This is a genomic window from Brucella sp., assembly GCF_032066345.1.
GTDB lineage: Bacteria > Pseudomonadota > Alphaproteobacteria > Rhizobiales > Rhizobiaceae > Brucella > Brucella pseudogrignonensis.
The window spans coordinates 171150-184681 of the sequence record NZ_DAMBKZ010000008.1 but is presented as its reverse complement, the minus strand read 5'-3'; the positions used below and the strand labels follow the sequence as shown (position 1 = coordinate 184681).

Below are 13532 nucleotides of genomic sequence, written 5' to 3'. Positions count from 1 at the left end.
GTTTTTACGCATGTCGATATCGGAAAAACCGGTTCCCACTTTTCCGCGACACGCTTTAGGAGGTCGAAATGACATTATCCATTCAGGAAATCGCCCATCGTGAGCTGGACGTGCGTCCCTTGCTCAAAAGTGGCGTAGAGCCGTTTCAGGCAATCATGGATGCCGCGGAAAATCTGCTGCCCGGCCAGAGTCTCCTGCTTGTAACACCCTTCAAACCGGTTCCGCTTTTTGCCGTGATGGAACGCAAAGGGTTTCGTGCAGAGCCGCAACCGATCGGTGACGGCGACTGGCAAACGCTGTTTTCTCCAACGCAAGACGCGGTGCCGGAAATCCAGCTGTCGAACAACGTAAGTTCGCCCGATATCTGGCCTGAACCTTCGCATTATCTCGATTGCTCAGACATGCAACCACCTGAGCCAATGGTTCATATACTGGCAGAACTCGAACGCATAACGCGCGGCGACGTTTTGTTTGCTTTGCTGCACCGCGAACCACTCTTCCTGTTTCCAGAGCTTGAACGACGAGGCCATGAATGGGTCGGCAACTTCGATGAAACAGGCAGCGCCTATCGCATCATGATCCGTGTTGGTGAAGCGTGAGGACAAAACCATGCACAGCGAAAAAGATGCTCAACTCGAATATGCGATCCTTAATGCACTGCGGTTGATCCTCGATCCAGAGCTGGGCGTTAATCTGGTTGATCTGGGGATGATCTATCACATCGAGATCGTATCCGGCGGGCTGGTCAACGTTCAGATGACCACGACCACACCCGGCTGTCCTGCTGCGGGATTTCTCATCGAAGCCGTGCAAACTTGCGTGGAAGCGGTCGAGGGCGTCTCGCGCGCCAATGTCGAGCTGACGTATGAGCCCGCATGGATACCGGAGATGGCACTGCCGGAAGTACAAGCTCGTTTCACTGGCCTGTCCTTATAGAAAGCATGACCCCAACCGCTTCGCGAAGACCAGCGATTGAAATTTATCAATCGCTGGTTTTACTTTTGACAACACGCTCAGGCTGTAATCGTCCTTTGTGCTATCGCAAATAAGCTCTCAAATACTCAGTTCATTTCACATAAAGCATTGTAAAGTAACGATAATTATTTCATCGATTTATGGTCCATGTTGATTGCGGTCAAGGAAGGAACCTCCCCGATCTCCTATACATAAAACGACAGAGCAAAGAGCGCTCGGTCCTATCGTATAGGAGAGAATCGATGGCAGACCAGATGCAGATCAACCGCCGCACGATACTGGCAGGAGCAGCACTCGCTGGTGCGTTAGCCCCGGTGCTTGCGACAACATCCGCCTGGGGTAATGGCGCAATCCGGAAGGCCAGTGCAGCGGAAATTGCAGCACTACCCCGGCAGAAAGTGGAACTGGTGAACCCGCCACTCGTCCACGCTCACAGCCAGGCCGCAGAGGGTGGGCCAAAGGTTGTCGAATTTACGATGGTGATCGAAGAAAAGAAGATCGTCATTGATGATGCGGGGACTGAAGTTCATGCCATGGCTTTCAATGGCACCGTTCCCGGCCCGCTGATGGTTGTGCATCAGGACGATTATGTTGAGCTGACACTCATCAATCCTGAAACCAACACGCTCATGCACAACATCGATTTCCATGCGGCAACCGGCGCATTGGGTGGCGGTGGGCTTACCGAAATCAACCCCGGTGAGAAGACGGTCCTTCGTTTCAAGGCCACCAAGCCCGGCGTTTTCGTCTACCACTGCGCACCTCCAGGAATGGTTCCTTGGCACGTTGTCTCGGGCATGAATGGGGCGATCATGGTGTTGCCGCGCGATGGACTGCACGATGGCAAAGGCAACAAGCTTTCTTATGACAAGATCTATTATGTCGGCGAGCAGGACTTCTATGTGCCTCGCGATGAAGCTGGTCAGTATAAGAAATACGACGCTCCAGGCGATGCATATGAAGACACTGTGAAGGTGATGCGTACCCTGACACCCACCCATGTTGTCTTTAACGGTGCAGTCGGTGCATTGACCGGTGACAAGGCAATGACCGCCAAGGTCGGCGAGAAGGTGTTGATCGTTCACTCGCAAGCCAATCGCGATACGAGACCTCACCTCATCGGCGGACATGGTGATTATGTCTGGGCAACTGGCAAGTTCAACACGCCGCCAGATCTCGATCAGGAAACCTGGTTTATTCCGGGCGGAGCCGCGGCAGCAGCCTTCTACACATTCCAGCAACCCGGCATCTATGCCTATGTGAACCACAATCTGATCGAAGCCTTTGAACTGGGTGCAGCCGCGCACTTCAAAGTCACCGGCGAATGGAATGACGATCTGATGACGTCGGTTCTGGCCCCGTCTGGGATGTAACGAAAGACTGAAAGCTTCTTTGGTGATTGTCGAATAAGGAAAGGCTCGGAGCCGTATCTATTGAACGACGCGGCTCCGTGACACCAAATGACCAAAGGTAACAAGAAGAAGCGCCTTCGGGAGTTGGCCGTGGCTGTGCCCGCTGTCTTGCTGGCGGTGGTTGCGGGTCTGTTTGTGGTCGATGCCTCAGGACGCGCAGAGCGCAGCTCTCGGGATACCCAATTTGAGCGCCCGCAGACCATTGTCGTTGCACCGCGCAGCATGACTTATCGCGCTGATGGCGACTTTCAAAAGAACAATTATCCGGTGGATGCACCACTGACGACGCGCAAACTCGCGCAATCCTTTGAGATTATGAAATATCAGGTCAGCGCATCCGACTATGAGCGCTGCATCGCCGATGGCGGCTGCCAACCGGCGGAAGCCTTACCGCATAATCGAAACGGATTGGGCGCCAATGCACCCATTGTCGGCGTGAGCTACGATGATGCGGAAAACTATGCAAAATGGTTATCGCAAAAGACCGGGGAAGTCTGGCATTTGCCGACCGACGAGCAATGGGCTTTTGCTGCCGGTTCACGCTTTACCGATACCGCTCTGGGCATTGAGGACGATGCCGCAGCCAACCCCGCTTTAAGGTGGCTCAAGGACTATGAGCAGCAGAGCGCGCGCAAACTCGAGCGTAGCCCTGAAGTTCGTTCTGCAGGTGCATTTGGTGAAAACGAACTTGGCATCGCCGACGTTGCCGGCAATGTATGGGAATGGACACAGACCTGTCATCGCCGTGTGAATATCGATGCCTATGGCAAGATCGTTGCCGAAACACCTGTCTGCGGCGTCTATGTGGTCAATGGCAAGCACCGTGCCGCCATGAGCTCTTTCATCCGCAACCCCAAGACAGGCGGCTGTAGCGTCGGTGTGCCACCCGACAATCTGGGTTTTCGGCTGGTTCGTGACGGTCGCTGGTATGCGGTCGTGCTGAAACGGCTGAAAGAATTCTCAATATGATGGTTTATGCTTGAATGCCCTATTTTATGCCCCCGAGACTATCCCTTATTCCTCTTGCTGTGCTAAAGCGACGAAGGGGATTTTTAGTAGGGGATGCGTGATGGCCACGATAGATCGCGGGCTTGTCAGAAAACTATCGTTGTTCGCAAAGATGAGCGATGACGAGCTGGACAAGCTTGTGTCTTACGCCTCAACGCGGCGTGTCGTTCCGGGCGAAACCATTTTTGAACAGGGCGATGACGCCGTCCTGTTCTTTTTGCTGCTTCACGGTCGCCTCAAGGTTAATCAGGTAACTCCCGACGGACAGCAGATCATCGTTCGCATGGTCCATCCCGGCGATCTATTCGGCTTCGCCAAGGCTTTGCAACGCAGCGACTATCCCGGCACGGCAATGGCGGTAGCCGAAAGCATTGTTCTGGCCTGGCCAACAGAGCTTTGGGACTATTTCGTCGAACAGAATCCCGGCCTTGCGATGAATGCGATCCAGACAATTGGCAAGCGGCTTGAAGAAGCCCATACCCGAATTCGCGAGATGTCAACCGAGGAAGTTGAGCGTCGCGTGGCACATGCCGTTCTGCGTCTCGCCCGGCAAGCGGGTAAGAAGGAAGAAGACGGCATCCGCATCGACTTCCCCATCACCCGTCAGGACATCGCCGAGATGACGGGAACAACGCTGCATACGGTTTCGCGTATTCTCAGCAACTGGGAAGGTCAGGGCTTCGTTCGCGGCGGCCGTCAAAAACTTACCGTCATCAGCATGGCTGGCATCAAGCGTCTTGCCGACGGCAACCCATAAGCTGCGGACTGATCGATCTTTTTCATGCGAATGCTCGTTACGAGCGGTCATTCGCATCTTTTGCTCTGACGATCCCGCAATTGTCCAAACACGCCGCAAATCATCAAGACCCTGAACACGCACGCCTGTAGATCGGATGGTAGATCAGAGCTTCAAAGCGAATGCATTTGAAGCCGGGTCCAGTCCTCTCCTCCCAAGCAAATGGATCTACGGCCATGACTACGAACTTCATCGAAACCAAAGACGGCACCAAGATTTTCTATAAGGATTGGGGCACAGGCCAGCCAATCCTGTTCTCGCATGGCTGGCCGCTTTCGGGCGATGCCTGGAGCGTGCAGATGCTGTTTTTCGCTGAGAAAGGCTATCGCGTTATCGCGCATGATCGTCGCGGTCATGGACGTTCCGATCAGCCATGGAATGGCAACAACATGGATCAATATGCCGATGACCTTGCAGAGCTGATTGAAAAGCTCGACCTCAAGGATGTGATCCTTGTCGGCCATTCGACGGGCGGTGGCGAAGTTGCTCACTATATCGGTCGTCACGGCAATAGCCGCGTTGCAAAAGCCGTGCTGGTTGGTGCCGTTCCGCCATTGATGCTCAAGACTGCAAATAATCCCGAAGGCACACCGATTGAAGTCTTCGACGGCATTCGCAAGGGCACCCGCTCCGACCGCTCGCAGTTCTTCAAGGATCTGACGCTGCCATTTTATGGCTTCAACCGCGAAGGCGCCAAGGTCAATGAAGGTCTGCGTGAGAACTTCTGGCTGCAGGGCATGGTCGGTTCGATCAAGGGGCTGTATGACTGCGTTCGCGAGTTCTCGGAAGTCGATTACACGGATGATCTGAAAAAGATCGAAGTGCCGACGCTGGTGATCCACGGCGATGACGATCAGATCGTGCCGATTGCAGCCGCGGGCGAAAAGACCGCCAAGATCGTGAAAAATGCAACGCTCAAGGTTTATCCCGGCGCGCCGCATGGTTTGGCGGAGACCGAAGCCGACAAGTTCAACGCCGACGTTCTGGAATTCATCCAGTCGTAATTTCGGCTCGAAATCGGGGCGGGACGGCGAGCGGAACTCCTCTTGCCGTTTTCGCTTTTGTGATCGCGATGACATATCCAAATGACATCGAAATATGCAAGATTATCATCCGTGGCTCATACAGTATGCATTTGTGCAAAGCTGGAAAGGCGATCCGCCATGACTGAGAAACCTCGCTTGCTTGAAGAGCGCGTGCGTGACGGTCTTGATATGCTGCCTGAACCAGTCGACCTGCCGGTTGACTGGCTGAGCTGCCATGATTTTCCACGCCCTTCATTGAAGTCTGCCTCAGGGCGCGCCCCGGAATCCCCCTGCTCTCAAACCGACAACACGCATTTACGAACGAAAGGACCATCATCATGACTGATAATGTAAAATCCCGTCGCTCTGCCTCTCTCAAGACACCAAGCGGTTTTTCGGAAGAAGCCGTGAAGGAAATTTCCGGCGGCATCACCGCTCTGCTCGCAGATGTGTTTGCCATTTATCTCAAGACCAAGAATTTCCATTGGCATATGTCTGGCGCGCATTTCCGCGATTATCATCTTCTGCTGGATGAACAGGGCGATCAGATTTTTGCCATTACCGACGATTTGGCAGAACGCGCCCGCAAGCTTGGTGGCAACACCCTGCGCTCCATCGGCGATATTTCGCGCCACCAGCGCATTCTCGATAATGATGCGGAGTTTGTGCATCCGCATGAAATGCTCGCCGAGCTGCGCGACGACAACAAGGCACTTGTTGAAAGTATGCGGGTGCTGCACGAGCTTTGCGACGAATATGGCGATGTGGCGACCGCAAGCCTGCTCGAAAACTGGATCGACGAAGGCGAACGCCGCGTCTGGTTCCTGTTTGAAACGCTGCGGGGCACAAACGGCTGATCGCATGATCAGTCACACAAAAGAAGGGGCCATTGGCCCCTTTTTTCGTTTGTGGGCGAGGTGAAGCACAAACCCACTCACCCTATACCCAAGTATAGAGTAGCAAAAACTCAGGTGTATGGTTTTGCACTCATAGTACGGTTTCGTGCAGCGCCGCATCATCCCAAAATCCTCCCATATCCAACGCAGTTCAACGATTTTACGGGAGATCGATGATGTCACATTTCGCAACACCAGTTGACCACAAGCAGCCACGCCTTCCCCTCGACAAGTTCGCAAGCGAGACATCAATCAAGGTCTCTGCCCTGTTGTTGAATGCCGTAAAGCTTCTCGAAGAAGATGAGACAATCGCTATCGATCTGGTCAATCAGGCTTCAAGCCTGCTCGGCACACGCATGGTTGACGGCAATGATGTGGCGGATCGGATCGTTGTCGGCGGACTGGTGCCCTGGCAGATCAAGCGTGTGTGCCGCTTTATCGATGAGCGCATTTCCTACACGATTTCGCTTGATGAAATGGCGCGTCAGGTCAAGCTCAGCACCAGCTATTTCTCGGCAGCCTTCAAAAACAGCTTTGGCGTTTCACCACATAATTATGTGATTAAGCGCCGTGTCGAATTTGCCAAGGACAAGATGCTCAACAGCAATGCGCCTCTCTGCGAAATCGCGCTTGATTGCGGCCTTTCCGATCAGGCTCACCTGTCGCGCGTATTCCGCCGGATCACCGGTACGACACCAAGCGCATGGCGCCGTTATCAGACACGTCCGAATATCGGGGCGAATGTCGGGGCGAATGTTAGGACGAAACTCACAGTCGCGGAAATCTACTGAGGTTTCACGCGTGAAAGTTTTCAGCCGATGCCGCAATGGCCTCCCTCAATGCGGCAATGAAAACCCGGACCTTCGGCAAGACCAGTCTGGTGGTCGGATAGACCGCCCAGATATTGAGCGTTTCAGCTCTTGCATCACCGAAATTGAGCCTGACCAGACGCCCCGCCTTCACATCTTCACTCACATACCAGGTCGATAGAAGTGCAAGCCCACCGCCCGCAAGACAGGTGGCATAACAGCCCTCCATCGTGTTGGCGGAAAAGCGGGCGTTAAGACGAATGTGCTTTTCGCCTTCGGGCGTCGAGAAAGTCCAGTGTGTTGCAGAGCCGAGCGGCAGGCAGTCATGCTCTGCAATCTCATCAGTCGCGTGCGGTATGCCGCGTCTGGCCAGATAGTCCGGGCTTGCAACGATGCAACGAGGATTGTCGCTGAGCTTCTGCGCAATCAGGCTGCTGTCGCGCAGTCGGGCAATGCGGATCGCGAGATCCGTCCCGCTCGCAACCAGATCGGGCAAGTGATCCGTAAGATCGAGCGCGATACGCAATTCTGGATTCTGCTCAAGCAGCTGCGGCACAAACGGCGTGACATAGCGAAGGCCAAAGGCGACGGGAACCGAAACACGCAAAAGACCTGCCGCACCTCTGGCTTCTGCCCGCAGCAGCGCTTTCGCTTCGGTTTCATTTTCGATCATGGCGCGCGCAAAAGGCAGGAAGGTTTCACCTTCAGGTGTCAGCGAAAGCGAACGTGTCGTGCGATGCAGCAGCCGGACACCGAGCATTGTTTCAAGAGCAGCGAGACGGCGTGTGGCAACCATCGGTTGGAGACCAAGCCTTCGGGCCGCTTCAGCCAGGCTTCCGGCATTCACTGCCGCCAGAAATACAACAACGTCATCCGTATTCATTATATCGATTTTCGTTATACAGGCAGGTCATTCAAGATCACTAAAACGAAAATCGATAAAAAGCTAGATAGTCAGGCACCGATCGCGATAGAGCGGCTCTCACTTCAAGGTGCCTTTGATAGCCGCCGTATCCAAAGTTTTTCACGCATCGTTCCGCCGGAAAGCGCCTCCCACTTTCCTCGGGACCAGCCATAAGAGGGCAGCAAAATGGACGATAAAAGCCAATCTTCAACGCAAGCCGGGCAAGCCAGCGCCGGTATCGGCAAAGGGGCTCTGTTCGCAATGGCTATAGCCAGCGGCGTGGCGGTTGCAAATATCTATTACAATCAGCCAATGCTTGGGATCATCGAAGCCGATTTTCCAAACGATCCGATGACGGGCCTTATCCCGACCGCCACGCAGCTTGGCTATGCCGCTGGTTTGTTCTTCCTGCTTCCGTTGGGGGATATCGTTCACCGGCGCAAGCTGATTATCGGCCAGTTCATCATTCTGGCAGTAGCGCTTGCCATTGCGGCTGTCGCACCATCGGCGCTGGCTCTGGTGATTGCATCACTCATCGTGGGTGCAAGCTCGACAGTCGCACAGCAGATCGTGCCGTTTGCGGCGTCGCTTGCCGTGCCTGAAAAGCGCGGCGCGACCATCGGCACGGTGATGGCGGGCGTCCTTTCGGGCATTCTGTTCAGCCGTACGCTTTCCGGCTTTGTCGGTGAACATGCTGGCTGGCGCGAAATGTTCTGGATCGGCGTACCGCTGGCGCTCTTTGCCGGTTTGCTGATGTTTTTTGCGCTGCCGAACCATCGTTCAACATCGCATATGCGTTATCACACGGCGATCCGTTCGCTGGCTAAAATCTGGAAAACACACAGTGCCCTTCGCATTGCAGCACTGACGCAGGCAGCGCTTTTTGCAGCCTTCACGGCCTTCTGGACCATTCTCGCGCTTTACCTGCAAACGCCTGAATTTGGCTTGGGCGCAGATGTGGCCGGTCTCTTCGGTATTGTGGGTGCAGTTGGTGTTTTTGCAGCGCCATTTGCAGGCCGGATTGCCGACCGCAAAGGTCCGCACTTTGTCGTGCTTATGGGCGCAATCCTCACGCTGGTTTCTTGGGTGATCTTCGGTCTCTGGTCGTCGCTTATCGCGCTGGTCATTGGTGTGATCGTGCTCGATTTCGGTATCCAGAGCGCTCTCGTTTCCAATCAGCACATCATCTATGCACTTGATCCGGAAGCAAGGAGCCGCCTCAATACCATCTTCATGACGGCCATGTTCCTTGGTGGAGCGGCGGGCGCTGCACTCTCGACGCTTGCATGGAAACATGGCGGCTGGCTTGATGTAAGCCTGCTGGGCGGTTTGCTCGCCATCATAGCGCTGGCCATTCAGTTCGTCGCTTTTCGTGTTCGCAGCTCGATTGCTGCCCCGCATTGACTACAGCATAATTCCTTAAACGTGAATCAGTTTAAGGTAAAATTATGCTGTAAATATAAAGTGTTAGAGCGACCTTTGTGCGCCCAAAAGGGCGCACGGCGCTCTACGAAAGAATTGCTTTCACAGACAATAAAAAAGGCGGCCATTTGGCCGCCTTTGTGGTTGGTGGTTTTATCAACGGGGTACCATGCCCGGCTGGTCGGAAGGCAGCTTCCGCAAATCGACAACATCGATATTGAGGTGCTGTGCAACAAGATCGGCTGGCGTATGCGTCAGCCATGAAGACAACGACACTTCCTGATATTCAGCCGTCCTGAACACGGCGACGAATTGAAGATCGGTGGTGCCGGTATTTTCGATCACATGACCCTGACTGCGCTTCACATAGCCGACATCGCCAGCTCTGAAATCTGCAGTCTGGGCGCGCGGGCCTGCATCGAAAACGGTCATGCGGCCTTCGCCCTTGATCCAGTATTGCCATTCATCGGCATTGGGGTGCCAGTGCAACTCGCGGACACCGCCGGGCTTGATCGTCTCGATTGCAGAAGCAATCGTGGTGGATGCCTTGAAGATTGAACTGTCAGCCATGCGGATGGCGCCAGAACGGTTTTCCTTCAATGGCTTTGCAGAGCTGAGCTTGTAGGTGAACGGAAAGGGGGGCAGGCCAGCTGATGAAACCTCTTCCTGATCGTTGGAAAGTTCGCCCGGCTCGCGACCCTGAAAAATCCAGAGATTGTTGAGCGGGATCGACTTCATCGCGTCTTCGTCGATGCCGAAATTCTTGGCAAGAATGCTAGGCGGTGTATGCGCCAGCCAATCTGTTACCAGCAGCGTGTTGTATTCGGACTGATCGCCTTCATCAAATGCCAGGACAAATTCGCAGCCATCAGGACCGAGCCCCTGCAAGGAATGCGGAAAGCCTGCCGGGAAATACCATAGATCGCCTGCTTCAACGTCCTGCACATAGGCGCGGCCTGCAGTATCAAGCACAGTGATGCGGCAACGACCATTGGTCACGATTGCCCATTCCGCAGCGCGATGCCAGTGCATCTCACGAATGCCCCCTGCACTCAGGCGCATGTTGACGCCGGAAATTTCCGCGGAAATTGCAAAGTCGGATTGTGTCAACTGACGCGCCCAGCCGCCATTCTGAATGCGCTTTGGCGCATTGTTGAATGAACCCCAGAAGAGCTGCATATCACCGATATCGGTTGCAGGCGGGTCCTGAAAAGATGGAAACTGTGCGTTAAGCGCCGGGTTCTTCGGACCGGGATCGGTCAGGCTTCCGGCATTGGCGTTGACCGCGCCTTCGGGCGGCAGATCAGGATTGCCGAATGTCGGCTTCGTGGAATGATCGTTGGCGCTCTTTGCGTCTATGCGATGGGTTGTCATGGCGGCTTCTCCTCTCGTTGCCAGCGGCAACAATTTCTGATGCAGGAGAAGTTTACGAGAGCTGGGAAAGGACCACATCTATACCGAGGTCTATCTATCCCCGGCGATTGGTATGCTGTTCCCCAACCCTATGATCGGAGTGCGTGCTCAAGATGGTCGAGCAGTTTGGTCACATCGACCGGCTTGCCCAGAAAAGCGAAAGCGCCGCCTTCCATGGCCGCATTGCGAGTACGGTCGTCTTCAAAGGATGTCATGAAGATCATCGGCGGATGAGCCGTCTGCTTGTTCAGTTCGGCCTGAAGCTCGATTCCGCTTAATCCCGGCATTTTCACATCAACCAGCATACAATCGATATCCGATTGCGCCTCATAGGCAAGATATTCTTCGGCTGATGCAAAAAGACGGCTTTCATAACCGCAGGATTTGACGAGATCGTCGAGAGCTTCCCGGATGCCCTGATCATCATCAACAATGGCTATGGTATGAATTTGCGCTGCGGACAAGACATTGGACCTTGAATTGCTAAAATCTGATCGTGCATCCCGAAAACGATTCCTGTTTTTAGAGATGCACTTAAGGCCCTTTATGCGCTCTGGCAGAGCACAAATATACCATACTTAGATACAGGTCACTTTGTCGTTTCGCTGAGGAACTCGGCCTTGCGAACCAGATCGGCAAGAGAACGCACATCCATCTTGCGCATGACATTGCCGCGATGAAGCTTCACCGTCACTTCACTGATGCCAAGATCAAAGGCGATCTGCTTGTTCATTTTGCCAGTGACGACGGCATCCATCACTTCCCGCTCGCGTGGGGTCAATGTCTGCACCAGTTCGACGACAGCCTGATTTTGCGCTGCCTCCTGCCTGCGCACGCTATCGCGCTGCACAGCCGAACTGACTGCATCGAGCACATCCTGTTCCTTGAACGGCTTGGTGAGAAAGTCGACAGCGCCTGCCTTCATCGCACGTACCGTCATCGGAATATCTCCAAAGCCCGTCATGAAAACCACGGGAAGGCGAATGCCCGATTTTTCAAGCTGGCTCTGGAAATCAAGGCCGCTGATGCCCGGCAAACGGACGTCGAGGAGAATGCAGCCGGGTCTTTCCATTCGTGATTGATCCGGGAATTTGGCCATGAAGGCTGCGGCTGTTTCAAATGCTTCCGCATCAAACTGCATGGATAAAAACAGATCGGCCAGCGATTCCCGCATCGACGGATCGTCATCGATGATGAAGACCACCGGCTTGTCGTTTGGTTGCTTTTGGGGCTTGCGTATCTCAGGCATCCTGCACTTCCCAATTGATCGGCAGGCGCATTTCAAATTCCGCGCCACCTGTTTCGTGGTTGGTCCCGGTCAGGGTTCCACCGCTTGCTTCAACCGTGCTGCGGCAGATCGAAAGCCCCATGCCCATACCGGAAGCCTTGGTTGTATGAAACGGCATGAACAGCCGTTTGAGCGTATCCTGATCTATTCCCGGTCCGCTGTCACGAATGCTAATTACGGCATGGTCATTGTCGGTGCGTCCGATGGTGATCACAATTGAACGCGAACGGGTTCTGGATGCTTCCATCGCTTGAATGGCGTTGGTCACAAGATTGATAATCACTTGCTGAAGCTCAATCCGCACGCCCTCAATCACGGGCGAACGCCAGTTCTGTGCCATGCGTACCTGCGTGCTGCTGCGTTGCAGCTCATGTTCCATGAGCGCAATGGTTTCGCGAACCAACATGGTGAGATCGATGGATTCCACCCGCCGCTTGGCCTGGCTCAGCATATTGCGCGTGTTCTGGATAATCTCGCTTGCGCGGTCACTGTCGCGAATGATCCGTTCCGCAGAGCGTCGCACGGCGGTCAGGTCCGGCGGATCGCGGTCGAGCCAGCGCAGCACTGTCTGCGCATTGAGCATGATGGCGCCAAGCGGCTGGTTGAGTTCATGGGCAAGCGAGGCAGACAAGGCACCGACGGTTGCGGCCCGCGAGGCTTTGGTCAGTTCGGCTTGTGCTTCCACCAGCGCCTTCTGCGCCAGTTCACGCTGAGTAATATCGACCATACTCAGCACAACGCGATTGAAAGCAGCAGGATCGCTCGGGAAGCTAATGCTCAGCAGCGCCAGCCGTTCTTCACCACTTTGGGTGTGAAACTCGACTTTGTTCTCAAAATAGCGCTGTTCATCGAGCAGCGCTTGCAACACATGCACGAATTGGTCATCGCGTGGAACGAAGAGACTGCCAAGTCGATGCGCCTGCCCCAGATCAACCCCTAAAAGTTCATAGGCTGCTTCATTGGCTGCGACCGTATCGGTCATGCCAATGCATTTATGGACGAAATCCGGATGCGTGCGGGCGTAGTCTTCGATGTCAGTGATGCCTTGCGTCTTCAACTGAATCAGATGCTGGCGAAGCCGTGAATAATCGCGCTCGCAAAGGGCAACGCGAGTGCGGTCAAAAATCGAGCGATAGCGCGCTTCGCTATCTTTGAGCGCTGCGTGGGAGGCGAGCAATTCCTGCTGCCCCATTTTGTTTCTCAGAATGAGAACCGCTGTGACCACAACTGCAGCAACAGCGACTGCCAGTCGAATGGTTGTCTGGAAATCCGGCTCCGGCCCATGGGTCGCATAATAGGATGTGATGGTGAGGATGAAGCAGCCAATGCCGCTCAGGATAATGCCTGTGCGCCCTGTTACTTCGGCTGCCAGCAGCAGCACAATGGCGTAGAGAACGGCAATAGCGCCTTCAATATCGGTGAAGGTATCGACGTAAAAGACAGCAAGCGCCAGCGCCAGTGCGACAAAGCCGACCGCCAGTTCACTGCCTCGCTTATGCACGCCCTCTGCATATTTAGACATCGTTTGTCGTTCCCCAGATTCGACTGCGCGAAACCATAGAGCAATTTAAGTGGTTGCGAACC

Annotated in this window: 15 protein-coding genes; 10 read left to right on the top strand and 5 right to left on the bottom strand. The window is 54.4% G+C overall.

The genetic code is table 11. The annotated features are described in order from the left end of the window. Positions 1-68: 68 nt before the first annotated feature. The 9 genes from RT142_RS12510 to RT142_RS12470 all read left to right on the top strand — a co-directional run bounded on the left by RT142_RS12510 (position 69) and on the right by RT142_RS12470 (position 6903). Entirely contained in the window at positions 69-599 is a 531-nt protein-coding gene (locus RT142_RS12510; RefSeq protein WP_313028924.1) for a DUF2249 domain-containing protein, read from the top strand. Positions 600-609: 10 nt separating this feature from the next. Further along, complete coding sequence (locus RT142_RS12505) at positions 610-936, top strand: metal-sulfur cluster assembly factor (RefSeq protein WP_313028922.1); 327 nt, start codon at positions 610-612, stop codon at positions 934-936. Positions 937-1217: 281 nt separating this feature from the next. After that, positions 1218-2348, top strand: coding sequence for a copper-containing nitrite reductase (gene nirK / locus RT142_RS12500; RefSeq protein WP_113490482.1), 1131 nt, complete (start codon positions 1218-1220; stop codon positions 2346-2348). Between the two features lie 87 nt (positions 2349-2435). Further along, on the top strand, positions 2436-3356 hold the full coding sequence (locus RT142_RS12495; protein ID WP_313028917.1) for a formylglycine-generating enzyme family protein: 921 nt from the start codon (positions 2436-2438) through the stop codon (positions 3354-3356). 100 nt (positions 3357-3456) lie between these two features. After that, on the top strand, positions 3457-4152 hold the full coding sequence (locus RT142_RS12490; protein WP_007877544.1) for a Crp/Fnr family transcriptional regulator: 696 nt from the start codon (positions 3457-3459) through the stop codon (positions 4150-4152). A 215-nt stretch (positions 4153-4367) separates the two neighbouring features. Beyond that, positions 4368-5195, top strand: a complete 828-nt coding sequence (locus tag RT142_RS12485) for an alpha/beta fold hydrolase (protein ID WP_007877543.1) — start codon at positions 4368-4370, stop codon at positions 5193-5195. Positions 5196-5354: 159 nt separating this feature from the next. Then, on the top strand, positions 5355-5558 hold the full coding sequence (locus RT142_RS12480; RefSeq protein ID WP_146112702.1) for a hypothetical protein: 204 nt from the start codon (positions 5355-5357) through the stop codon (positions 5556-5558). Continuing rightward, positions 5555-6073, top strand: a complete 519-nt coding sequence (locus RT142_RS12475; RefSeq protein ID WP_007877542.1) for a Dps family protein — start codon at positions 5555-5557, stop codon at positions 6071-6073. The genes RT142_RS12480 and RT142_RS12475 overlap by 4 nt, the downstream gene beginning before the upstream one ends. 212 nt (positions 6074-6285) lie before the next feature. Further along, positions 6286-6903, top strand: a complete 618-nt coding sequence (locus tag RT142_RS12470; protein WP_313028911.1) for an AraC family transcriptional regulator — start codon at positions 6286-6288, stop codon at positions 6901-6903. A 4-nt stretch (positions 6904-6907) separates the two neighbouring features. On the opposite strand, the gene RT142_RS12465 is transcribed toward RT142_RS12470, so the two are convergent. Continuing rightward, entirely contained in the window at positions 6908-7804 is an 897-nt protein-coding gene (locus RT142_RS12465) for a LysR family transcriptional regulator (protein ID WP_313028908.1), read from the bottom strand. Positions 7805-8011: 207 nt separating this feature from the next. On the opposite strand from RT142_RS12465, the gene RT142_RS12460 reads away from it, so the two are divergent. Continuing rightward, the gene (locus RT142_RS12460) at positions 8012-9229 is read left to right on the top strand and encodes an MFS transporter (protein ID WP_313028905.1); all 1218 of its coding nucleotides are present in this window, start codon (positions 8012-8014) and stop codon (positions 9227-9229) included. Positions 9230-9403: 174 nt separating this feature from the next. Here RT142_RS12460 and RT142_RS12455 read toward each other — a convergent pair whose 3' ends face one another. The 4 genes from RT142_RS12455 to RT142_RS12440 form a co-directional block, all read right to left on the bottom strand. Further along, positions 9404-10621 carry a cupin domain-containing protein gene (locus RT142_RS12455; RefSeq protein WP_313028903.1) on the bottom strand — a complete coding sequence of 406 codons (1218 nt, stop codon included), beginning with the start codon at positions 10619-10621 and terminating at the stop codon, positions 9404-9406. Between the two features lie 128 nt (positions 10622-10749). Beyond that, positions 10750-11124 carry a response regulator transcription factor gene (locus RT142_RS12450; protein ID WP_007877530.1) on the bottom strand — a complete coding sequence of 125 codons (375 nt, stop codon included), beginning with the start codon at positions 11122-11124 and terminating at the stop codon, positions 10750-10752. Between the two features lie 125 nt (positions 11125-11249). Further along, positions 11250-11909: a response regulator transcription factor gene (locus RT142_RS12445; RefSeq protein ID WP_079213340.1), complete on the bottom strand. Its 660-nt coding sequence runs from the start codon at positions 11907-11909 to the stop codon at positions 11250-11252. Continuing rightward, entirely contained in the window at positions 11902-13470 is a 1569-nt protein-coding gene (locus RT142_RS12440; RefSeq protein WP_113159710.1) for a sensor histidine kinase, read from the bottom strand. The genes RT142_RS12445 and RT142_RS12440 overlap by 8 nt, the downstream gene beginning before the upstream one ends. Between the last annotated feature and the right edge of the window lie 62 nt (positions 13471-13532).

Coding starts and splice junctions, on each gene's coding strand:
- RT142_RS12505 (WP_313028922.1), top strand. CDS start 610: ATGCACAGCGAAAAAGATGCTCAACTCGAATATGCGATCCTTAATGCA.
- nirK (WP_113490482.1), top strand. CDS start 1,218: ATGGCAGACCAGATGCAGATCAACCGCCGCACGATACTGGCAGGAGCA.
- RT142_RS12460 (WP_313028905.1), top strand. CDS start 8,012: ATGGACGATAAAAGCCAATCTTCAACGCAAGCCGGGCAAGCCAGCGCC.
- RT142_RS12445 (WP_079213340.1), bottom strand. CDS start 11,909: ATGCCTGAGATACGCAAGCCCCAAAAGCAACCAAACGACAAGCCGGTG.
- RT142_RS12455 (WP_313028903.1), bottom strand. CDS start 10,621: ATGACAACCCATCGCATAGACGCAAAGAGCGCCAACGATCATTCCACG.
- RT142_RS12465 (WP_313028908.1), bottom strand. CDS start 7,804: ATGAATACGGATGACGTTGTTGTATTTCTGGCGGCAGTGAATGCCGGA.
- RT142_RS12470 (WP_313028911.1), top strand. CDS start 6,286: ATGATGTCACATTTCGCAACACCAGTTGACCACAAGCAGCCACGCCTT.
- RT142_RS12485 (WP_007877543.1), top strand. CDS start 4,368: ATGACTACGAACTTCATCGAAACCAAAGACGGCACCAAGATTTTCTAT.
- RT142_RS12475 (WP_007877542.1), top strand. CDS start 5,555: ATGACTGATAATGTAAAATCCCGTCGCTCTGCCTCTCTCAAGACACCA.
- RT142_RS12480 (WP_146112702.1), top strand. CDS start 5,355: ATGACTGAGAAACCTCGCTTGCTTGAAGAGCGCGTGCGTGACGGTCTT.
- RT142_RS12495 (WP_313028917.1), top strand. CDS start 2,436: ATGACCAAAGGTAACAAGAAGAAGCGCCTTCGGGAGTTGGCCGTGGCT.
- RT142_RS12510 (WP_313028924.1), top strand. CDS start 69: ATGACATTATCCATTCAGGAAATCGCCCATCGTGAGCTGGACGTGCGT.
- RT142_RS12440 (WP_113159710.1), bottom strand. CDS start 13,470: ATGTCTAAATATGCAGAGGGCGTGCATAAGCGAGGCAGTGAACTGGCG.
- RT142_RS12490 (WP_007877544.1), top strand. CDS start 3,457: ATGGCCACGATAGATCGCGGGCTTGTCAGAAAACTATCGTTGTTCGCA.